At 72.4% G+C, this 19,607-nt stretch carries 16 protein-coding genes and 1 tRNA gene; 7 read left to right on the forward strand and 10 right to left on the reverse strand.

From position 1 onward, the window contains the following. Positions 1-4: 4 nt before the first annotated feature. On the reverse strand, positions 5-1,861 hold the full coding sequence (locus tag ACFYY1_RS05500) for an endonuclease/exonuclease/phosphatase family protein (RefSeq protein ID WP_388581131.1): 1,857 nt from the start codon (positions 1,859-1,861) through the stop codon (positions 5-7). Positions 1,862-2,134: 273 nt separating this feature from the next. Here ACFYY1_RS05500 and ACFYY1_RS05505 point away from each other — a divergent pair, with 273 nt between their 5' ends. The 5 genes from ACFYY1_RS05505 (at position 2,135) to ACFYY1_RS05525 (ending at position 7,725) form a co-directional block, all read left to right on the forward strand. Further along, a complete protein-coding gene (locus ACFYY1_RS05505; protein WP_388581134.1) occupies positions 2,135-3,598 on the forward strand; it encodes a hypothetical protein in 1,464 nt (487 codons plus the stop codon). A gap of 226 nt (positions 3,599-3,824) precedes the next feature. Next, entirely contained in the window at positions 3,825-5,285 is a 1,461-nt protein-coding gene (locus ACFYY1_RS05510; protein ID WP_388581136.1) for an alkaline phosphatase PhoX, read from the forward strand. A gap of 127 nt (positions 5,286-5,412) precedes the next feature. Beyond that, a tRNA-Asn gene (locus tag ACFYY1_RS05515) sits at positions 5,413-5,482 on the forward strand. A 353-nt stretch (positions 5,483-5,835) separates the two neighbouring features. Further along, entirely contained in the window at positions 5,836-7,416 is a 1,581-nt protein-coding gene (locus tag ACFYY1_RS05520) for a TROVE domain-containing protein (protein ID WP_388581139.1), read from the forward strand. Between the two features lie 78 nt (positions 7,417-7,494). Then, positions 7,495-7,725 carry a hypothetical protein gene (locus ACFYY1_RS05525; protein WP_037711258.1) on the forward strand — a complete coding sequence of 77 codons (231 nt, stop codon included), beginning with the start codon at positions 7,495-7,497 and terminating at the stop codon, positions 7,723-7,725. 121 nt (positions 7,726-7,846) lie between these two features. Here the strand turns inward: ACFYY1_RS05525 and ACFYY1_RS05530 are convergent, their stop codons facing one another. Both ACFYY1_RS05530 and ACFYY1_RS05535 read right to left on the reverse strand, forming a co-directional pair. Next, positions 7,847-9,061 carry a TerD family protein gene (locus tag ACFYY1_RS05530; protein ID WP_388581142.1) on the reverse strand — a complete coding sequence of 405 codons (1,215 nt, stop codon included), beginning with the start codon at positions 9,059-9,061 and terminating at the stop codon, positions 7,847-7,849. Between the two features lie 125 nt (positions 9,062-9,186). Continuing rightward, a complete protein-coding gene (locus ACFYY1_RS05535) occupies positions 9,187-9,996 on the reverse strand; it encodes an NAD-dependent epimerase/dehydratase family protein (RefSeq protein ID WP_388581144.1) in 810 nt (269 codons plus the stop codon). A gap of 247 nt (positions 9,997-10,243) precedes the next feature. Here ACFYY1_RS05535 and ACFYY1_RS05540 point away from each other — a divergent pair, with 247 nt between their 5' ends. Both ACFYY1_RS05540 and ACFYY1_RS05545 read left to right on the forward strand, forming a co-directional pair. Further along, entirely contained in the window at positions 10,244-11,203 is a 960-nt protein-coding gene (locus ACFYY1_RS05540; protein ID WP_388581147.1) for a 5-dehydro-4-deoxyglucarate dehydratase, read from the forward strand. Then, a complete protein-coding gene (locus ACFYY1_RS05545) occupies positions 11,200-12,378 on the forward strand; it encodes a hypothetical protein (protein ID WP_388581150.1) in 1,179 nt (392 codons plus the stop codon). Before ACFYY1_RS05540 ends, ACFYY1_RS05545 begins: the two co-directional genes overlap by 4 nt. Here ACFYY1_RS05545 and ACFYY1_RS05550 read toward each other — a convergent pair. The 7 genes from ACFYY1_RS05550 to ACFYY1_RS05580 all read right to left on the reverse strand — a co-directional run bounded on the left by ACFYY1_RS05550 (position 12,361) and on the right by ACFYY1_RS05580 (position 19,568). Further along, positions 12,361-13,593, reverse strand: coding sequence for an MFS transporter (locus ACFYY1_RS05550; protein WP_388581533.1), 1,233 nt, complete (start codon positions 13,591-13,593; stop codon positions 12,361-12,363). The two genes, ACFYY1_RS05545 and ACFYY1_RS05550, sit on opposite strands and share 18 nt — an antisense overlap. 157 nt (positions 13,594-13,750) lie before the next feature. After that, on the reverse strand, positions 13,751-15,202 hold the full coding sequence (locus ACFYY1_RS05555) for a peptidoglycan D,D-transpeptidase FtsI family protein (protein WP_388581153.1): 1,452 nt from the start codon (positions 15,200-15,202) through the stop codon (positions 13,751-13,753). 64 nt (positions 15,203-15,266) lie between these two features. Then, on the reverse strand, positions 15,267-15,938 hold the full coding sequence (locus tag ACFYY1_RS05560; RefSeq protein ID WP_388581156.1) for a response regulator: 672 nt from the start codon (positions 15,936-15,938) through the stop codon (positions 15,267-15,269). Continuing rightward, entirely contained in the window at positions 15,935-17,191 is a 1,257-nt protein-coding gene (locus ACFYY1_RS05565; protein ID WP_388581159.1) for a sensor histidine kinase, read from the reverse strand. The genes ACFYY1_RS05560 and ACFYY1_RS05565 overlap by 4 nt, the downstream gene beginning before the upstream one ends. Further along, positions 17,188-18,231 carry a hypothetical protein gene (locus ACFYY1_RS05570; RefSeq protein ID WP_388581162.1) on the reverse strand — a complete coding sequence of 348 codons (1,044 nt, stop codon included), beginning with the start codon at positions 18,229-18,231 and terminating at the stop codon, positions 17,188-17,190. Before ACFYY1_RS05570 ends, ACFYY1_RS05565 begins: the two co-directional genes overlap by 4 nt. 90 nt (positions 18,232-18,321) lie before the next feature. After that, entirely contained in the window at positions 18,322-18,795 is a 474-nt protein-coding gene (locus tag ACFYY1_RS05575; protein ID WP_388581164.1) for a GNAT family N-acetyltransferase, read from the reverse strand. Positions 18,796-18,797: 2 nt separating this feature from the next. Next, positions 18,798-19,568 carry an IclR family transcriptional regulator gene (locus tag ACFYY1_RS05580; protein ID WP_388581167.1) on the reverse strand — a complete coding sequence of 257 codons (771 nt, stop codon included), beginning with the start codon at positions 19,566-19,568 and terminating at the stop codon, positions 18,798-18,800. Positions 19,569-19,607 lie beyond the last annotated feature (39 nt).

A 19,607-nucleotide genomic window follows, 5' to 3' on the forward strand; every position in this document is an offset into this window, starting at 1 on the left:
GCCGCTACGGGCGGAAGCGGAGCACCTGCGGGTCGTGGTCGCTGTTCTGATCGGCGAACTCGGCGTTGATGTGCACGCTGTCGTACTGGAAGTCGTCGATCGACGGGCTGGTCAGGATCTGGTCGAGAACCTGGCTGTTGCCCTGGTAGACGTAGCTGTAACGCTCCGAGCGCGGCAGGGACTTGATCGCCGGGTACAGCGCGCCCCCGGCGGTCAGCGCCTCGGCCGTGCCGGAGAACTCGAAGTCGTTGATGTCACCGACGACCAGGACGTCCGCGTTCTTCTGGACGCTCAGCAGCTTCTTGACGAAGGTGTTGACCACCGCGCCCTGCGCGTGCCGCTGGACCTCCGAGGAACGGGACGGCGGCTGGTGCTCCGAGAAGATCGACTCGTCGCCGCCCTTCGACGCGAAATGGTTGGCGACGACGAAGACCGTACGGCCGCGGAAGCCGAACTCACCGACGAGCGGCTTGCGGCTGTTCTCCCACGCCGGGTTCGCCGGGTCGATCCGGCCGGGGGAGAGGGTCAGGGCGGCGCGGCCCCGCTCCCGGGCGACCTCGGTCGCCGTCGTCGCGTCGCCGCCGGCCCGGTCGGTGAACGAGACCCGCTCCGGGTTGAAGAGGAACACCTGACGGATGTTGCCGCCGGGCTCGCCGCCGTCCTTCTTGTCCTGCGGGTCGATGGAGCGCCAGTCGTACGCCGGGCCGCCCGCCGCCACGATCGCGTCGGTGAACTTCTTCACCGTCGCATCGGCGGCGACCGTGCCGTCGCTCTTCGCGCCGTTGTTGTCCTGGATCTCCTCCAGCGCCACGATGTCGGGCGAGGCGAGGTTGTCGACGACCGCGGCGGCGAGCGCGTCGAACTTCTCCTGCGGGTCGCCGGGGTCGAGGTTCTCGACGTTGTACGTCGCCACGGCCAGCTCGCCGTCGCGCTGCTCGCGGGTGGTCTCCCGGCGCAGGCCCTCACCGGTGACGGTGCCCATGGTGCGGGCGGTCAGCGTGTAGCCGCCGTACTGGTTGAAGTCGAGCGGGCCCTCGGTCGTGCCGGTCAGCACATCGCCCACGTCGGCCTTGGGGAAGGGCTGCTGGGCCAGCGGCACCAGCGACTGGATCTGGAGCCGGCCGGTGTTCTGCGAGCCGTACGAGCCGTAGACGGTGCCGCCGCGGCGGGCGTCGTTCTCGCGCGGCTTCACCGTCACCCACAGCTCGGCGTGCGCGTCGGTGGCGCCGACCACCCGCGAGGTGCCGACGCTGATGTTCATGCCTTCGACCGACTCGTAGTAGTCGAGGGCGTAGCGGGACGGCCGCAGGGGCAGCGCGTTGATGGAGCCGCCGGCGGCGGGGTCGCCCGCGGGGGTGTACCGGGAGGGGACCGAGCGCTCCGAGACGCGCACCGGCGCGGGCAGGGCGTTGCCGGAGGAGACCACCGTGACGGTGGGCCTGCTGATCTCGGTCAGCGACTGGTTGCCGGAGTCGAGGCCGCCCGGGACGTACTCGGTGACCGTGCCGGAGACGGTGACCGCGTCACCGACCGCGACGGTGGGCGCGGAGCCGGTGTAGACGAAGACGCCCTCGCTGGTGGCGGGGTCGGCGTCGGGGGCCGGGTCCTGGAACCAGAAGCCCTTCGTACCGTACGTCCGCACACCCGTGACGATGCCCGCCACGTCGGCGACCTGCTGGCCGACGAGCGGGGATATCCGGGTGGACCCCTGGATGTCGTGGATCCGGACCTGGCCGTCCACGGGCAGGTCGGCGGTGGTGGCGGACGCGGAGGTGGTCGCGGCGCCGGTGAGCAGTCCGGCGGCGAGGGCGGCGGTGACTACGGCGGAGACAGCGGTGGTTCTGGACGATGCGGCAGGCATCACGGGCTCCGGGGGTATCGAGGGTCGGGACGGAGATCTACGCGCGTCAATCTCTTGTGTGCGCAAGGGGGTTGTCAAGGTCTGCCGGGTGTACTGCCGCTGTCCGTCGCATGAACCGGGCGGCATGGGGCGAAATGCGTCTACGCTTGGGCCGCCCGATCCGTACGTGCAGCATGCCCGGTCCGTACGTCCGGTACGCCGGTCCGCACGCCCGGAACGCCGTTCCGCACGCCCGGTACGCCCGATCCGTACGTCCCCGAGGAGAACCACCAGATGTCCGCAGAGCGCCCCACCCTGCCGCCCGTACGGCTGCGCACCGAGGCCGAGCTGGCTCGGGACGCGCTCGCCGCGCCGCTGCTCGCCCGCGCCGTCCGGCTCGCCCGCTGGGCGGGCCCGGAGACCCGGGTCGGCGCCGGTGGCGAGCTCGTCGACGCCCAACTGCCCGCGGCGGCCGAGCACATCGGCCTGGCGGCCGACGAGGACGGGGCGGCGGAGGCGAGCGAGGCGTGGCGGCTCGCGGTCGACGCGGGGCTCGTCGACGTCGAGGACCCCGGCGAGGACGCCGGACCCGACGCGGAGGGGACCGCGACCGCCGGTGAGGCCCTGGCGCTCGTCACCGGTGGTTCGCCGAAGGACGTCCTGTCGATCTGGCTCGACGGTCTGGAGGCCGTCCACGCCGACGCCACCGCGCCCGTCTTCGACGACCTCGCCGATCTCGTCGGCGAGGACGGCTCGATCGACTTCGAATCCCTGGACTGGGACCCGGAGATCGAGGCGGAGTTCCTCGACGGGGTCCTCGGCAATCTGTACCTGCTCACCGTCGGGGACGGCCACGGCGGCACGGACCCGGTCCCCGTACCGCTGCCCGCCCTCGCCGCGTCGGTGATCGTCCCCGACGACATGGGCGAACCCACCGACGACATCCTTGAGCAGGTGTCCGAGGCGATGATGCGCCTGGACGACCAGTTCCGGGTCCTCGAACCCATCGGCATCGTCGAGTACCGCCCGGTGGACGAGGCGTTGCTGGTCGAGGAGGGCGAGGACACCGCCCCGCCGGCCGACGACGAGGACGTCACCCGGTACGGAATGGTGAAGCTGACCCCCCTCGGCCTCTACGGTCTGCGGAGCCGGATGCTGGAGGCCGGGGTGGACGCCCCGGCGATCGGCGACTTCGCGGACAAGGGCGCCGACGCGCTGCTCGGCGGGGTCGCGTACTACCCCGAGGCGGCGGCCCGCAGCGAGGTCGAGCTGTGGCTCGCGCGGCGCGGCGGCGCGGACGGCGCGGCGGCCGAACTCCTGGCGGCGTCCCGCGGCACGGACCAGCAGGCACCGCTGCGCCGGCTGCACTGCCAGCAGGCCCTCGCCCTGGTCGGCCCGGAGGCGGAGCCCGCGGTGCGCGCGGTGCTGGACGACCCCGAGCTGGGCGGCCTCGCCCGGGTCTGGCTCGCGGAACTGGGCGCCGCCGACGTCCCCGCGCCGCCGGAGCCGATGATCTTCTGGCTCGCCATCGACACGATCGCGGCCCAGCTGGAGACCGACGGAGACCTGGACGAGCTCCAGGGCCTGGTCGAGGGCCTGGCGGGTCAGCACAGCGGCTTCTTCGACGAGGCGTGGCGGGTGGTGCACCCGGCGACCGCCGACGTCCTCGAAGCGATGGGGCGGCTGCACAGCGACAAGAAGAAGGCCAAGGAGGCCCGCAAGGCGGCGTTCAAGGCCCGGTCGCGCAAGGGGGCCTGACACCTCCGGCCGGGTACGGCATGGGGCGGGGGACCGGACTCGGCCGGGTGCGGCACGGGCGGCACGAGCGGCCGGGTCCGGGGCGGACGGCGACTTCGGGACATCCCTTCAGGCCAACTGCACAGGAAGGATGCCCCTCGGCGTCGCCCGCAGTTCAACTGGCGTTGGCGCAAGGGCGCGACTGTGGGCGCGCCAACAACCCGCCCAGTTGCCCCAGGAGTACGTGATGCCCATCACGCGCAGGGAATTCACCAAGCAGTCCGCCCTCACCGGTGCAGGCATCGCGCTGACCGGTACCGTCGCCGCACTGGCCACCGCGCCGGGCGCCCTCGCCGCCGGGGACCCGCAGCACGGCCACGACGGCCACGACCACGGCCACGGCCACGACCGCGAGCCCGGCTACGGGCCGCTGGTCGCCGACCCCGAGGGCATACTCGCGCTCCCCGCCGGCTTCTCGTACCAGGTCATCACCCACTGCGGGGTCACCAAGCTGGAGAGCGGCGAGTTCACTCCCTCCAACCACGACGGCACGGCCACCTTCGAGGGCCCGCGCGGCGTCACCCTGCTCGTCAACAACCACGAGCTCAGCGGTACCCGGGCCGGCTGGGAGCACCCGGTGCCGCTCACCGAGGGCCTCGTCTACGACCCGGTCGCGGCCGGCGGCTGCACCGTCGTGGAGACCCGCCGCGACGGCCGTACCGCCGAGTGGGTCGGCATCGCCGGTACCTCCACCAACTGCGCCGGTGGCGCCACCCCGTGGGGCACCTGGCTCACCTGCGAGGAGACCGAGGACAAGGCCGGCAAGAACGGCCTGCTCAAGGACCACGGCTACGTCTTCGAGGTCGACCCGTACGACCGGCGCGCCAACCGCGACCCGCGCCCGATCAAGGCGTTCGGCCGGTACGCCCACGAGGCCGTCGTCATCGACCCCAAGCAGGGCCACGCCTACCTGACCGAGGACGCCTCGGGCCCCAACGGGCTGCTCTACCGCTGGGTCCCGCCGCACGGCTTCCGGCACGGCCGCGGCAAGCTGCGCACGCTCGCCGACGACGCCGGTGTCCTCCAGGCCACCAAGTGCTTCGACAGCAACGGCAAGTTCGTCGACGACCTGTCCCGCGCCACGAAGACCGGCACGGTGTACGGCGTGGACTGGGTCGACGTGCCCGACCGTGACGCCAAGTCCGTCTCGGTGCGCAAGCAGTTCGCGGACGGTGAGGTCACCCGGGCCCGCAAGCTCGAAGGCATGTGGTGGGGCGACGGCGGCGCCTACATCGTCTCCTCGTTCGCCCGCTCCGAGAGCCCGGTCCAGCACGACGGCCAGGTCTGGTTCTACGACCCCAAGCGCCGCACCCTGACGCTGAAGGTGCTCCTCGGCGTGAACGCCGATCCGTCGAAGGACGGCGCGTTCGACGGCCCGGACAACATCACCGTCTCGCCGTACGGCGGCCTGGTCATCGCCGAGGACGGCGAAGGCGTCCAGCACCTCTTCGGCGCGACCGAGAGCGGCCGCACCTACCCCATCGCGCGCAACGACCTGAACATCGGCAGCGAGGAGGAGCCGGAGTACAGCGAGTTCACCGGCGTCACGTTCTCGCCCGACGGCAGGACGCTGTACGCCAACATCCAGACGCCGGGCATCATGGTCGCCATCACCGGCCCGTGGAAGCGCCAGCCGAACCGCCGCTGACGGACCGTCGCCGGATCTCCGGCAAGGGCGTCCTGGCGCCGGAGACTCTTCACCGGCGCCCCTTCCGGCCGGCGCGCGTAATTGCCTCGCGCGCCGGCCGGGCATCCCTCTAGAGTCCTGTCCGTGCCCAGGTGCGCAGGCAGGACCTACTTCCACTGTTAATGGGGATGTCGCGGGTTCGAGTCCCGCCACCGGATCCGTTCCGGTGTAGCTCAGTCGGCAGAGCACCTTCGTCGGTTCCGCCGACCTTGAACTCTGGGCACCACAACTTCATCAGCACGACTGCATCGCACCTCCCGGTGCGCAGGCTGCGGCTACTTCCTCTCACGAACCCGCCGCCGCCGACTCTGATCTCGGGAGGCACAGACGCCGGGGGGTGCCCGGTGCGCAGGCGACGGATACTTCCATTGAACTGAGGGTTGCGGGTTCGAGTCCCGCCCGGCCACGGCCGGTAGCTCAGCTGGTAGAGCATCAGTGAGCCCGTCGCCGACTTTGATCTCGGGCACCCTTCTCCGCTGTGCCTTCCCCCAGTGAATTCGGGGGAATTCTCATGGCACGCTTCAACACCCGCACCACCAGGCCCCGCGCCACCTCGCCCGTACGGACGACCGGGCGCACCGCGCCGACCCACCAGGGCGGCCGGGGACATCTGCGCGACAACCGCTCCGAACTCTTCCTGCTCGCGGTCGCCAATTTCGTTTCGCAGCAGACTTTCTACGAGGACGGCGAGCAGCGCGACGAGCGCTTCGCCGAACTGGTGCGGGTGCTCGCCGTGGGCGATCCCGAGTGGACCGCCGGCCTGCTGCACTGGCTGCGCCGCGACGGCCGGATGCGTACCGCCTCGATCGTCGGCGCCGCCGAGTACGTGAAGGCGCGGCTGGACGCGGGCGCCGAGGACGGGCCGACCAACCGCCAGGTCGTCGACTCCGTCCTGCTGCGCGCCGACGAGCCCGGGGAACTCCTCGGGTACTGGACCTCCCGCTACGGCCGGGCCGTGCCCAAGCCGGTCAAGCGCGGCATCGCCGATGCCGTGCGCCGGCTCTACAACGGCAGGTCGCTGCTGAAGTACGACACCGTGTCCAAGGGCTACCGCTTCGGCGACATCCTGAACCTGGTGCACGCCTCGCCCGACCCGCAGAAGCCGTGGCAGGGCGAGCTGTTCCGGTACGCCCTCGACCGCCGCCATCACCCCGAGGCGGCCGTGGTGCCGGTCTCGGACCGGGTCCTGAACGCTCACCGCGCGCTGATGGAGCTGCCCGTCGGGGAGCGCCGGGCCGTGGTCGAGAGCGCCGGCGGGGCGGACCGGCTGGCCGCCGCGGGCATGACCTGGGAGGCCCTGGCGGGCTGGCTGCAGGGGCCGATGGACGCCACCGCCTGGGAGGCGATGATCCCGTCGATGGGCGCGATGGCGCTCATCCGCAATCTGCGCAACTTCGACGAGGCGGGCGTCTCGGACGAGGTCGCCGCGCGGGTGGCGGAGCGGATCTGCGACCCGGCCGAGGTCGCCGCGTCCCAGCAGTTCCCGTTCCGCTACCTCGCCGCCTACCAGCACGCGCCCTCGCTGCGCTGGGCCCACCCGCTGGAGCAGGCGCTCGGCCACTCGCTGGACAACGTGCCCGCCCTGCCGGGGCGGACGCTGGTCCTGGTCGACCGCTCGGGCTCGATGTGGTCGCCGCTCTCGGACCGCTCGCAGCTCAACCGGGCCGACGCGGCCGCGATCTTCGGCACGGCGCTGGCACTGCGGGCAGCCGATGCCGATCTGGTGCAATTCGGGACGGACAGCGCACCGGTGACATATCGCCGGAGCGAATCCGTGCTGAAGGTCCTGGAGCGCTTCGGCGACCTCGGCGGCACCAACACCGAGGCGGCGGTGCGCCGGCACTACCGGGGCCATGACCGGGTGCTGATCGTCACCGACGAGCAGGCGTCGTTCTCGTACGCCGCGGACGCCACCGCGGCGGTGCCCGCCACCGTGCCCGTCTACACCTGGAACCTGGCCGGGTACCGGGTCGGACATGCCCCTTCGGGCGATGGGATGCGCCACACCTTCGGGGGTCTTTCGGACGCCGCGTTCCGCATGGTGCCGCTGCTGGAAGCGGGCCGGGACGCGGACTGGCCCTGGATCCGCTGATCACGAATCCGGTATCAGTGGGGCCCCTGCGGTGAACGGGCATGGCGTCGGGCGTTCCCAGGGCGCATACTCAAGGTAATGAAACAGTCAGCCGGATCCCGGCGCCACCTGCCCTCCAGTCCCTTCAACCGCCCGGCCCAGGCGGCCCCACCGGTCGAATTGTTCGATGTGGGCGACAGGGTGTCGCACGATCAGTTCGGACTCGGCCGCGTCCTCGCGGTCGAGGGCGACAACGACGCGGTACTCATCGACTTCTCGGGGCGACAGGGGAGGATCCTGAGCCCGTACTCCAAGCTGACCAAGCTCTGAGAGAGGCGGCGAGCACGCGCGCGGCGCGTCCGTTCCTTTCCCCCCCGTCACGCTCTCCGTATTCAGGGGCACCTGCAGCCGACAGGTGCCCCTGAATCCGTTTCCGGAGCCCGTCGCCGCACTACAGCGCCTGGGCGGCGGGCTTCACCATGCCGCGGACGGTGCGCGACTTCACGAAGTCGCCCATCGCCGTCATCTCCCACTCGCCGGAGAACTGCTTGATCAGCTTGGCCATCATCACGCCGGTCTGCGGCTCGGCGCCGGTCAGGTCGAAGCGGACCAGCTCCTCGCCGGTGGTCGCGTCGATCAGCCGGCAGTAGGCCTTGGCGACCTCGGTGAATTTCTGGCCGGTGAACGAATTGACCGTGAAGACCAGGCCGGTCGCCTCCGCAGGGATCCGGCCCAGGTCCACGACGATCACCTCGTCGTCACCCGCGCCCTCGCCCGTGAGGTTGTCGCCGGAGTGCTTGATCGCGCCGTTCAGGATGGAGAGCTTGCCGAAGTAGCAGCTGTCCAGGTGGTTCCGGTTGGGACCGTAGGCGATGACGGAGGCATCGAGGTCGATGTCCTTGCCCCGGAACGCGGGCTCCCAGCCGAGACCCATCTTGACCTGGGAGAGCAGTGGCCGGCCGCCCTTGACCAGGGAGACCGTCTGGTTCTTCTGGAGGCTGACCCGCCCCTTGTCGAGGTTGATCTTTCCGGTGGCGGCTGCGGGCGCCGGGGCCGGGGGGGCCGGCGGGGCCGGGGGGACCGGGGGTGCGGCGATCCGGGGGTCGACCGGGGCGGCCACGGGCGCAGGAGGCGCCACGGGCGCCACGGGCGCCGGGGTGGGCTCCTCCTCGACCGAGACGCCGAAGTCCGTGGCGATGCCGGCCAGCCCGTTCGCGTAGCCCTGGCCGACCGCGCGGGCCTTCCAGGCGCCGTTGCGGAGGTAGACCTCGATGACCACGAGCGCCGTCTCGGCGCCCAGCCGGGGCGGGGTGAACGTGGCGAGCGCGCTGCCGTCGTCGGCGTTGCGCACGGTCGCGGTGGGCTCGATGCCCTGGAAGGTCTGGCCCGCAGCGTCCGGGCTCGCCGTGACGACGATCTTCTCGATGCCGGGCGGGACCGCGGTGGTGTCCACCACGATCGCGTCCGGTGCGGTGCCGCCGCCGGAGCGGTAGGTCACACCGGGGCCGTTGGGCTGGTTGTAGAAGATGAAGTCGTCGTCGGAGCGCACCTTGCCGTCTGTGGTGAGCAGCAGGCCCGAAACGTCGAGCCGCACCGGTGCGGAGACGTCCACTGCCACGCGGGCGGCGGAGAGAGGGATGTTCGAGCCGGGGGTCATAGCGGTCATGCTCGGGGTAACGAACGACCTCGCTTTGCCGTTCCCTTACCTTTTGCCTTTGTCCTGCACCTTTTGCCTCCGCCGTGTCGCTCGCCCCCGCCGTGCCGCGCGCCTTCGCCCCGCTCCGTCGGCCGTCAGCGCGGCCAGATGGGTGGGTTGGTGCAGAAGTGGCCGCCGAGGTGGGCGTGGTCGGGGTTGTCCGGGTCCAGTTCGCCCTGCTCGGCGATGAGCCGGGCCGCGTACGGCTCGGAGTCGTCCTGCGGCTCGTACCCCAGTGCGCGGGCCGTCGTCAGGTCCCACCACAGCCGGGTGTTGTCGGACGAGCCGTGCACGACGGTGTGCCCCACGTCCTCGGCGGTGAGCGCGGCGTGGAAGAGCCGGGCGCCGTCCGCGGGGCTCATCCAGACCGAGAGCATCCGTACCGAGGTCGGCTCGGGGAAGCAGGAGCCGATGCGCACCGAGACGGTCTCCATCCCGTGCCGGTCCCAGTACAGCTGGGCGAGGTCCTCCCCGAACGACTTGGACAGGCCGTAGAAGGTGTCGGGGCGGCGCGGGGCGCCGACGGGGATCAGCGGGTCGCCGGGCAGCGGGCGCGAGGTGTAGCCGAGCACATGGTTGGAGGAGGCGAACACGATGCGCCGCACGCCCTCCTCGCGGGCGGCCTCGTAGAGGTTGTACGTGCCCTCGATGTTCGCCCTGAGGATCTTGTCGAAGGAGGCTTCCAGCGAGATGCCCGCGAGATGGACGATCGCGTCGACGCCCCGCACGGCCTCGCGCAGCGCCTCCCGGTCACCGAGGTCGGCGGCGATCGCGTCCGGCTCGCCCTCGACGGGGACGACGTCCAGGAGGCGGAGCCCGTAGCCGTACGCGGGCAGGAGCCCGCGCATCAGGGTGCCGAGGCCGCCGGCGGCGCCGGTGAGCAGGACGGTGCGGGGAGCGGGCATGCGCGGATCTCCTCCATGGACGGCATTCATATGCGTGGACTAGCTAAGAAGTCCCGGGGTGCGGAGTCAAGTGTGCGGGCGGGGTGGTGCGCCGCTACGGCGGAGCCGCAGGCTCCGCCGTTCGGGGCGGCTGTCGGGGGTGTTCCCCTCCTTGACCTGCGCCGGGCGGCTGCCTTAGCGTGTGAGCGTTCATGAATATGGACGTCGATCATAGTTGTGCACGCCTGAACCCGCTCAGGGAGCGCCAGTGACCTCAGCCCCTCTTGCCGCCCGACTCGGCCGTGTCGCCGGGCCGCTCTTCTTCCCCGTCACCGCGTACGGACCGGACGGCGCCGTCGACCTCGACGCCTTCCGCGCGCATGTGCGCGCCGGTGTCGACGCCGGTGCGGCGGCGGTCTTCGCCTGCTGCGGCACCGGTGAGTTCCACGCGCTCACGCCCCAGGAGTTCCGCAGCGTCGTCGCCGCGGCCGTCGAGGAGACCGCCGGAGAGGTGCCCGTCGTCGCGGGGGCCGGGTACGGCACGGCGCTCGCGATCCAGTACGCGCGGCTCGCCGAGGAAGCGGGCGCGGACGGGCTCCTCGCCATGCCCCCGTACCTCGTCGTCGCCGACCAGGAGGGGCTGCTGGGCCACTACACCGCGCTCGCCGCCGCCACCTCCCTGGAGACGATCGTCTACCAGCGCGACAACGCCGTCTTCACCCCCGCCACCGTCGTCGCACTGGCCGGCACGCCCGGCGTCATCGGCCTCAAGGACGGCTACGGCGACCTCGACCTGATGCAGCGCATCGTCAGCGCCGTACGCACCGAACTGCCGGGCCGGGACTTCCTGTACTTCAACGGACTGCCCACCGCCGAACTCACCGGCCCGGCCTACCGGGGCATCGGCGTCGCCCTCTACTCCTCCGCCGTCTTCGCCTTCGCGCCCGACATCGCGCTGGCCTTCTACCGTGCGCTGGAGACCGGCGACGACGAACTGACGGGCGCGCTCCTCGACCACTTCTACCGGCCGCTCGTCGAGCTGCGCGCCAAGGGCCGCGGCTACGCCGTCTCGCTCGTCAAGGCCGGGGTCCGGCTGGGCGGCCTGGACGTCGGCGAGGTCCGCACCCCGCTCACCGAGCCGCCCGCCGCCCACATCGAGGAGCTCGCCGCGATCATCGCACGCGGCCGGGCCCTGCTGGAGAAGTACGGGCAGGAGCGGCGCGGGTGAAGACCTCGGCCTTCCTCTACCCCTGGGACGTGATCGGCGACCCGGACGCGGCCGCCCGCGTCGCGGACCTGGGGGTCCAGCAGGTGACGCTCGCCGCCGCCTACCACTCCACCCGGGCGCTGACCCCGCGCCATCCCGGACACCGCATCGTCACCGCCGAGCACGCCGCGGTGCTCTACCCGCCGGACGCCACCCGGTGGGCGGGGCGCCGTCTGCGCCCCTACGAGCAGTCCTGGGTGGCCTCGGACGATCCGTTCGCCGAGGCCGCCGAGGCCCTCGCCGCCGCCGGTCTGGAGGTCCACACCTGGGTGGTCCTGGCGCACAACTCCCGGCTGGGCGCCGAACACCCGGACACCTGTGTGGTCAACGCGTACGGCGACCGCTACCCCTGGGCGCCGTGCATCGCCGGGGCCGGGGTCCGCGCGTACCTGACCACCCTGGCGGCGGAGGCCGCGGTGCGCGGCGGTGCGCGCGGCACCGAGCTGGAGTCCTGCGGCTGGTACGGCTTCGCGCATCTGCACGCCCACGACAAGATCGCGGGCGTCGGTCTCGGGGACGCGGCGCAGTATCTGATGTCGCTCTGCTTCTGCCCCGACTGCCGGACCGGCTACGCCGGACACGGCCTGGACCCCGACGGCCTGGCCGCGGCCGTACGCGCTGCGCTGGAACCGGTCTGGGCCGGTGCCGGCTCCCCGGAGACCGGCCGGGCGGGCATCGAGAAGCTCCTCGGCGCCGAGCTCACCGACGCCACCCTCCGGTGGCGCGGCAAGGTCGCCCGTACGCTCCAGGAATCGGCGGTCGCCGCCGTGCGGGCGGCGGCCGGGCCGGGGTTCCAGGTGCTGCTGCACGCCGACCCCGAGCCCCACCGCACCGGCGCGAACGTCGGTGTCGACCCGGAGCACATCCTCTCCGTGGCCGACGGTGTGGTGCTGCCCTGCACCGGCGGCGACGCGGCGCGCGAGGCCGTGCTCGGCCCGTTCGCCGGCCGTGCCGGGGTGCTCGCGGCCAACTTCTCGGTGGTCACGGGGATGGGCGGCAGCCCCGCCACGCTGGAGCGGGACGCCGCGCACGCCGCGTCGCACGGCGCCGGCCAGCTGCGGCTGTACCATGCGGGACTGGCCTCGGTCCCCGACCTCCGCGCCGTCGCCGGAGCGCTCTCACGCCTCGGCGGATGAATGAGCCGGGCCGGTGGGGGAGCCCGTCAGCCTTCCCCGCCGGCCCTTCACCAGCAGGGCCGCGGTCGCCAGCGCCACCGCGCCGACCAGCGGCAGCAGCACCCGGACGTCCACCAGCGCGATCAGACCCGCGCCGAGCGCCAGGGCCACCGCGTTCGGCACCATCAGCAGCGTGTTGGCGGTCGCGGCGGTGCGGCCCAGCACCGCCGGCGGGGTCTCCCGCTGCACCGCCGTCATCGCGGCGATCAGCACACACGGCAGCCCGACCCCGACGGCCGCGCTCGCCGCCAGCGCCACCGCGTCGTACGGCAGCGCCCGCGCCCCCACGGCGACCGCGAACAGCGCGATCCCGGCCGCCGTGAACACCCGCTCCGGCAGCCGCCGCAGCAGCGGGCCGGCCAGCAGCCCGACCGCGACGGACCCGGCGCCCTGCACCGCGTACAGCACACCCGCGTACGTGGGGGAGCGCCCCAGGGAGTCGTCCACGACGGCGTAGAGCGCGGCCCCGTTGAGCCCCGCGCACAGCATCGTCACCGATCCCGCCAGCACCAGCGGCCGCAGCACCGGCGAACCCCACACCTGCCGTACGCCCGCGGTGAGTTCGCCCCGCCGGCCGGTGCGGGCCGCCGCGGCCCGCACCGGGGCCGGCAGCAGCGCGCAGACCCCGGCCGCCAGCACGAACGACGCCGCGTCCAGCAACGCCACCGCCCCGCCCCCGAACCGCGCGTACAGCCCGGCACCCACCAGCGGCGCCAGCAGCTTCATGCCCTCGCCCGCCATCATCCGCAGCCCGTTGAAATCACCCAGCAGCCGGGCGTCGACGGCCCCGGCGACCAGCGCCGACTCGGCCGCGTCCATCAGCACGAAACTCGCCCCGTACAGGACGAGCACGGCGAACAGGAGCCAGATGCCGCCCGTCGAATCGACCGTCGTCAGCGAGGCGAGCAACGCCGCCATGACGAGATTCGACCCGACGAGAAGCTTCTTCCCCGGGAGCCGGTCGGCGATCGTGCCGAGCGCCGGCCCGACCAGCACCGGCAGCCACATGGCGAACACGGCGAGCGCCGCCAGACTGTCCGACCCGGTCAGCGACTTGACCCAGACCCCGGCCGCGAGCCACATCGCGGAGGTCCCGAAACCCGAGACGACGACCGCCACCAGGAACAGCCCCGCCGTACGGTCCCGCAGCACCCGCACCGTCGCCGACCCCGTCACCTTGCCCACCGCACCCTCCCGACCAGCGCCTTCGTCATGGGACAAGGCTGCTGACCGAGGGGGCCCGGCGGCATCGGGAGGATGCCCTATCGCGGCTCGGGCGGGGGGAGACCTCCCCCCGCCCGGCCTAGGGAAGATGCCGCACGGCCGGGCGGAGTCAGTCCGCCAGCGCCGCCTTCATCATCTTCTGGGCGATCGGCGCCGCCAGACCGTTGCCGCTGACCTCGGAGCGCGCCGCGCCCGAGTCCTCGACGACCACGGCGACCGCGACCTCCTTGCCGCTGGACGCGTCCTTCGCGTACGAGGTGAACCAGGCGTACGGGCTCTTGCTGTTGCCCACGCCGTTCTGCGCGGTGCCGGTCTTCCCGCCCACCTCGGCCCCGGCGATCCGGGCGTTGGTGCCGGTGCCCTCCTCGACGACGGTCACCATGGCGCTGCGCAGCTGCTCGGCGGTGGACTCGGAGACGACCCGTTCGGTGTCCCCGTCCGCGAACTCCTGGAGCGGGTTGTCCTTGGAGTCGGTCACGGCGGACACCATGTGCGGTGCGGCGAGTTCGCCGCCGTTGGCGAGGGTGGCCGAGACCATGGCCATCTGCAACGGCGTCGCGGTGACCTCGAACTGGCCGATACCGGTGAGCGCCGTCTGCGGACGGTCCATGCCGGACGGGTAGACGCTCGCGGACGCCCGTACCGGCACATCGAGCTTGTCGGTGTTGAAGCCGAACTTCTCCGCCATCGCCCTGACCTTGTCCTGGCCGAGGTCGACGGCGGCCTTCGCGAAGACGTTGTTGCAGGAGTACTGGAGCGCGGTGCGCAGCGTGGCGTTCTCGCAGGGCGCCGAGGGGTTCTCGTTGCTCAGGACGGTGCTGGTGCCGGGCAGGGTGTACGGATTGGGGCTTTCGGTGCGCTCGTCGACCGAGCCGTACAGCCCGTCCTCCAGCGCCGCGGCCGCCACCACCAGCTTGAACGTCGAACCGGGCGCCAGCGGCTGCCGCAGCGCACGGTTGACCATCGGCTTGTCCTCGTCGTCGAGCAGCTTCTGCCAGGCCTCGCCGTCCGTCGTCCCGCTGATCTTCGACGGGTCGTACGAGGGAGTGGAGACCATGCCCAGGATGCGGCCGGTCTTCGGGTCGATCGCGACCGCCGCCCCCTTGTCGTCGCCGAGCGCCTCGTACGCGGCCTTCTGCACGTCCGGGTCGATGGTCGTCAGGACGTTGCCCGGTGCCGCCTGCTTGCGCGTCAACGCGTCCAGCGGGTTCTTCAGCCGGTCGTCGGTGCCGTCCAGCACCTGGCTGTAGATCCCTTCGAGCTGCGTGGCGCCGTACGCCTGCGAGCTGTAGCCGGTGACGGCCGAGTAGAGCTCGCCCTGGGTGTAGGTGCGTTTGTACGCGAGGTCACCGCCCTCCGTCCTCTTCGATCCGGTGACCGGGTCACCGGCCACGATGATGTCGCCGAGCGGCTGCGCGTACTGCGCGATGGTGTTCCGCCGGTTGTGTTCGTTCTCCGAGAGCGCCTTCGCCTGGTACGCCTGCAACCAGGTCGCCCGCCCCATCAGGGCGAGAACCAGCAGCAGGCAGAAGACCGAGGTTCGCCTGATTGTTCTGTTCATCCCGCCCGGACGACGAGCGGGGCGCCACGCACCGTTCCTGAATGCGCCGATTCTCACCGGTTTCTCATACCGGACCAGCGTGCCCCGGAGCGATGAAACCGGACTCGTACGCCGCGATCACGGCCTGGGTGCGGTTCTGCGCCCCGGTCTTCGCGAGTACCGCCGCCACATGTGTCTTCGCGGTCGCGGGCCCCACGCCGAGGCGGTCGGCGATCTCCGCGTTGGTCAGCCCCGCCGCCATCAGCCGCAGTGCCTCGGCCTCCCGGTCGGTGAGCCGGGACGCCCACCGCGGGAGCTCGGCCGCACGCCTGCGGTGCTCGGCCGCGAGCGCCCTTACCGCCGACGGGAACAGCAGTGTGTCGCTGCGGGCGACCAGCCGCACCGCCCGCACGAGGTCCTCGGCCGCCACCCGCTTCAGCAGGAAGCCGGCCGCCCCGGCGACCAGCGCGTCGTACACGTAGGAGTCGTTCTCGAAAGTGGTGACGACGACGATCCTCGGGGGGCGTTCGAGCGTGCCGAGGATCTGCTCGGTGGCCCGGATGCCGTCGGTCTCCGGCATCCGCACGTCCATCAGCACCACATCGGGGCGCAGCTCCCGCACCACGGACACCGCCTCCGCGCCGGTCGCCGCCTCGCCGACGACCTCCAGACCGGGTTCCGCGTCCAGGATGACGCGCAGCGCGGTACGCACCATGCGCTCGTCGTCGGCGAGGACCACCCGCACCGTCGCGCTCATCGGCTCTCCTGTCCGTTCGTACGCAGGGGGAGGCGGGCGGCCAGCCGCCACCCGCCGTCGTGCGGTCCGGCCTCCGCGCGGCCGCCCAGCAACACGGCCCGCTCGGCGATGCCGCGCAGCCCCCGCCCGCCCCCGGGCCGCACCGCCGCGGCCCGCTCCGGCAGCGGACTGTCCAGGGTGACCGCCAGCTCCGCCGCCCGCACCGTGATCCGCAGCTCCACCGGCACCCCGCGCCCGCCGTGCCGCAGCGCGTTGCTCAGCCCCTCCTGCACGATCCGGTACGCCTCCCTCGAAACGGCCGCCGGGACCGTGCCGGTGTCGCCCCGCACCACACAGGAGACGAGGACCCCGCAGTGCTCCAGCAGTCCGTCCAGCGCGTCGAGCTCCGGGCCGGTCGCCGCGGCCGCACCCGGCTCCTCGCCGCTGCGCAACAGGCCTAGCACGGAGTCGAGTTCACCGACCGTGCGCCGGGTGGTCTCCTCGATCGCGGTCAGCGCCTCGCGGACGAACTCCGGGTCGCTGTCCAGGACCCTGCGGGCCGCGCCCGCCTGGAGGGTGACGGCGCTCAGCGCGTGGCCGACCGAGTCGTGCAGCTCCCGGGCGAGCCGGTTGCGCACCGCCAGATCGGCCGCCCTGCGTTCGGCCGCGGCCAGCCGGTCCTGGGGCGTCGGGCCCAGCAGTACCGGTGCCCGGCCCGCCAGCAGCACCCCGGCCGACGCCGCGCAGCAGACCACGGCCACCAGGATCGCCAGTCCGGCGAAGGGAAGCAGGGCGAGAATCCACGGCCGGTCCATCGCCTCGGGCAGACCGAAGGTCCGCGATTCGCGCAGCGGCCGGGAGAACGGCAGCGCCATGATCGTCCCGGCGAGCGGGGGCATGGTCAGCGTCAGACCGCTGACGACGCCACCGAGCCCCAGATGCAGGGTGTACCAGCCCGCCGTGCGCACCCGCGCCTGCCAGGTCCCGGCGGGCCCGTCGGCGAGCGGCCGGTCGCCGGGGACGCCGCACAGGGCACGGGCAGCGGCCACCGAGAGCGGCCGGGCCGGCGCGAGGAGCGCGGTGACCGCGGCCATGGGCAGGGCGCAGGCGAACGCGATGAGCTGGTGGGAGACGGACGAGAAGGGGCCGGGGAGGTCCGGGCGGAGCCGGCCGACGACCACCAGCGCCGCCAGGAAGTACGGCGTCAGCAGCGCACCACCGATGATCAGGTGCAGCCAGCGCCGCCGGGCCCGCCGCCCGAACAGCAGCGTCACGCGCGGGCGCCGGCGGGCCGTGCGTCCGGTGCCGTCCCGGCAAAGCCGGGCAGCCGGACGGCCGCGCGTTCCGAGAAGAAGTACGCGCCGAGAGTGACCACCAGTGCTCCGAGCAGCATCTGGACACCGTAGATCAACATCATGGCCGGGGTGGGCTGTTCGGAGGCGTTCCCGGTCCCGGTCAGGGCGGCGAGGCTCATCCAGCCGCCCCAGCAGGCCGATGCCCCGGAGCCGCCCCAGGCCAGGGCGAGCGGCACGGCCAGGGGGAGCGGGGAGCGGCGGCGGAAGGCGAGCAGCAGCACACCGGCGGCCGCGGCGACGGCGAAGAGCGTGTTGAGCGACTCCATGACGTAGTAGATGTCGTTCCGGTCCGCGGCCTTGCCCTCGTTGAGCCCCGCGGCCGAACCGGTGGCCCACAGCAGATGCGTGACGGCCGGTGCGATCGCGAGCAGCGAGGCGAGGACCGCGGTGGTCCGCAGGGCGGGCCCGGTCGGGCCCGGCCGGAGGTCCCTCAGCGTGCCCTTCCACAGCCGGCCCCAGCGGCCCTGGGCGTACAGCGCGAAGAGGGCGCCGATGCCGAGGCCCTGGAGGATGAAGCCGCCGTAGACGACGCCGAAGACCCAACCGTCCAGGAAGGAGGGCTCGTTGCTCCCGCCCCCGGTGTCCGTTCCGTCGGCCAGGCCGACCATCATGTGCAGCGGGTACCCGGTCATGATCGGCAGCAGCAGCCCGGACGCCACCCACATGGGCAGGACGAGCAGCCGGGCGGGCACCCGCCGTCCCCAGGCCTGGGTGAAGAGCAGGGCGAGGAACACGACGGCGCTGTCCAGCAGGATCGTGACGGAGTTGGTGACGATCATCGTGGTGCGGTCGTCGAGCAGCGGGCTGTCGTCCGGGATGCCGATGCGACTGCCCGCGACCCAGGCGGTCTTGAGCGCGATGTACGGCAGGGTGGAGACGATCGTGAGGATGCGCAGTGCGATGCGGGTGCCCGTCGGCCGCTGTGCGGCGGCGGACGCGGCGAGTGGTGTCCGTGTCATGACGCCCAGACTTCCGCGCGGGCCGCTCCGGCACGTCGTGCCCCGTGACGATCCGCCTCCGCCGCGCGGCGGAGACGGACCGCCGCCGGGTCATCCCCGCAGGGTGAACAGCAGCTCGTCGGTCTCCTCGCCACGGGCGTGGGCGTACCCGTGGTCCCTGCCGGTGACGGTGAACCCGCACTTCTCCAGCACCCGGCGCGAACCGGCGTTGTCGGCCGCCGCCCGTGCGTGCAGCGGGCGTTCGGGCACGGCGTCGAGCAGCGCCGACAGCGCGGCGGTGGCCAGCCCGCGGCCCCACAGAGCCCGGTCGATCCAGTAGGTGACCTGGCGGTCGCCCGGGGGTCCGTACACCCCTGCGTTGCCGATCACCGTCCCGTCCGCGAGCACCGTGCGCATCACGATGGAGCCGTCGGCCAGGATGCGCTGCCAGTGGGCGTCGAAGGCATGCCGGTCGGTGGGGTCCTCGCTGGTGAAGGCGGCCGTCCTGACCGATTCCGGGTCGGACATGAACGCGAAGAACAGGGGCAGGTCGTCCGCCCGGACCTCGCGAAGGGCGACGCGCACGGTCAGAGCCTCCGGGTGGCGAGCGTGAGGCGGTCCCGGGCGTCGAACAGCGCGTCCTTCACCATCTGTTCGTGCGCGGGCGTGAGCCGGGCGACCGGCACCGAGCAGCTGATCGCGTCGCGGGCGGGGGTGCGGTACGGGACGGCGACGCCGAAGCATCGCAGCCCGAGGGTGTTCTCCTCGCGGTCCACCGCGTAGCCCTGTTCGCGGATGGTGTGCAGTTCCTCGATGAGCTTCTCGCGGTCGGTGATGGTGTGCTCGGTCAGCGCGGGCAGCGTCTCGGGGAGCAGCTTGCGGACCTGCTCGTCGCTGTGGGTGGCCAGCAGCGCCTTGCCGAGCGAGGTGGAGTGGGCGGGCAGCCGGCGGCCGACGCGGGTGAAGGGGCGCAGATAGTGCTGGGACTGCCGGGTGGCGAGGTACACCACGTTCGTCCCGTCGAGCCGGGCCAGGTGGATGGTCTCCGTGGTGTCGTCGGAGAGCCGGTCCAGGGTGGGCCGGGCGGCCGCGACGACCTCGTCGCCGTCGATGTACGAGGTGCCCACCAGCAGGGCCCGTACGCCGATCCCGTACCGCGTGCCCGTCGCGTCGGTCTCCACCCAGCCCAGCTCCACCAGGGTGCGCAGCAGCATGTACAGGCTGGACTTGGGGTAGCCGACGGCCTCCTGCACCGCGGCGAGCGAATGCATGCCGGGCCGCCCCGCGAAGTATTCGAGCAGTTCCACCGTCCGTACGGCGGACTTGACCTGTGCCCCACCAGATTCGGCTACCGACATCGCCCTACGCCCTTTCCAGCCCACGTGTGAAACCCTGAG

The sequence above is a fragment of the Streptomyces sp. NPDC001890 genome (assembly GCF_042891445.1).
Classification (GTDB): Bacteria; Actinomycetota; Actinomycetes; order Streptomycetales; family Streptomycetaceae; genus Streptomyces.

Bases quoted from the DNA above. Each gene is read 5' to 3' on its own strand.
- ACFYY1_RS05500 (WP_388581131.1), bottom strand. From the start codon at position 1,861: ATGCCTGCCGCATCGTCCAGAACCACCGCTGTCTCCGCCGTAGTCACC.
- ACFYY1_RS05505 (WP_388581134.1), top strand. From the start codon at position 2,135: ATGTCCGCAGAGCGCCCCACCCTGCCGCCCGTACGGCTGCGCACCGAG.
- ACFYY1_RS05510 (WP_388581136.1), top strand. From the start codon at position 3,825: ATGCCCATCACGCGCAGGGAATTCACCAAGCAGTCCGCCCTCACCGGT.
- ACFYY1_RS05520 (WP_388581139.1), top strand. From the start codon at position 5,836: ATGGCACGCTTCAACACCCGCACCACCAGGCCCCGCGCCACCTCGCCC.
- ACFYY1_RS05525 (WP_037711258.1), top strand. From the start codon at position 7,495: ATGAAACAGTCAGCCGGATCCCGGCGCCACCTGCCCTCCAGTCCCTTC.
- ACFYY1_RS05530 (WP_388581142.1), bottom strand. From the start codon at position 9,061: ATGACCGCTATGACCCCCGGCTCGAACATCCCTCTCTCCGCCGCCCGC.
- ACFYY1_RS05535 (WP_388581144.1), bottom strand. From the start codon at position 9,996: ATGCCCGCTCCCCGCACCGTCCTGCTCACCGGCGCCGCCGGCGGCCTC.
- ACFYY1_RS05555 (WP_388581153.1), bottom strand. From the start codon at position 15,202: ATGAACAGAACAATCAGGCGAACCTCGGTCTTCTGCCTGCTGCTGGTT.
- ACFYY1_RS05560 (WP_388581156.1), bottom strand. From the start codon at position 15,938: ATGAGCGCGACGGTGCGGGTGGTCCTCGCCGACGACGAGCGCATGGTG.
- ACFYY1_RS05570 (WP_388581162.1), bottom strand. From the start codon at position 18,231: ATGACACGGACACCACTCGCCGCGTCCGCCGCCGCACAGCGGCCGACG.
- ACFYY1_RS05580 (WP_388581167.1), bottom strand. From the start codon at position 19,568: ATGTCGGTAGCCGAATCTGGTGGGGCACAGGTCAAGTCCGCCGTACGG.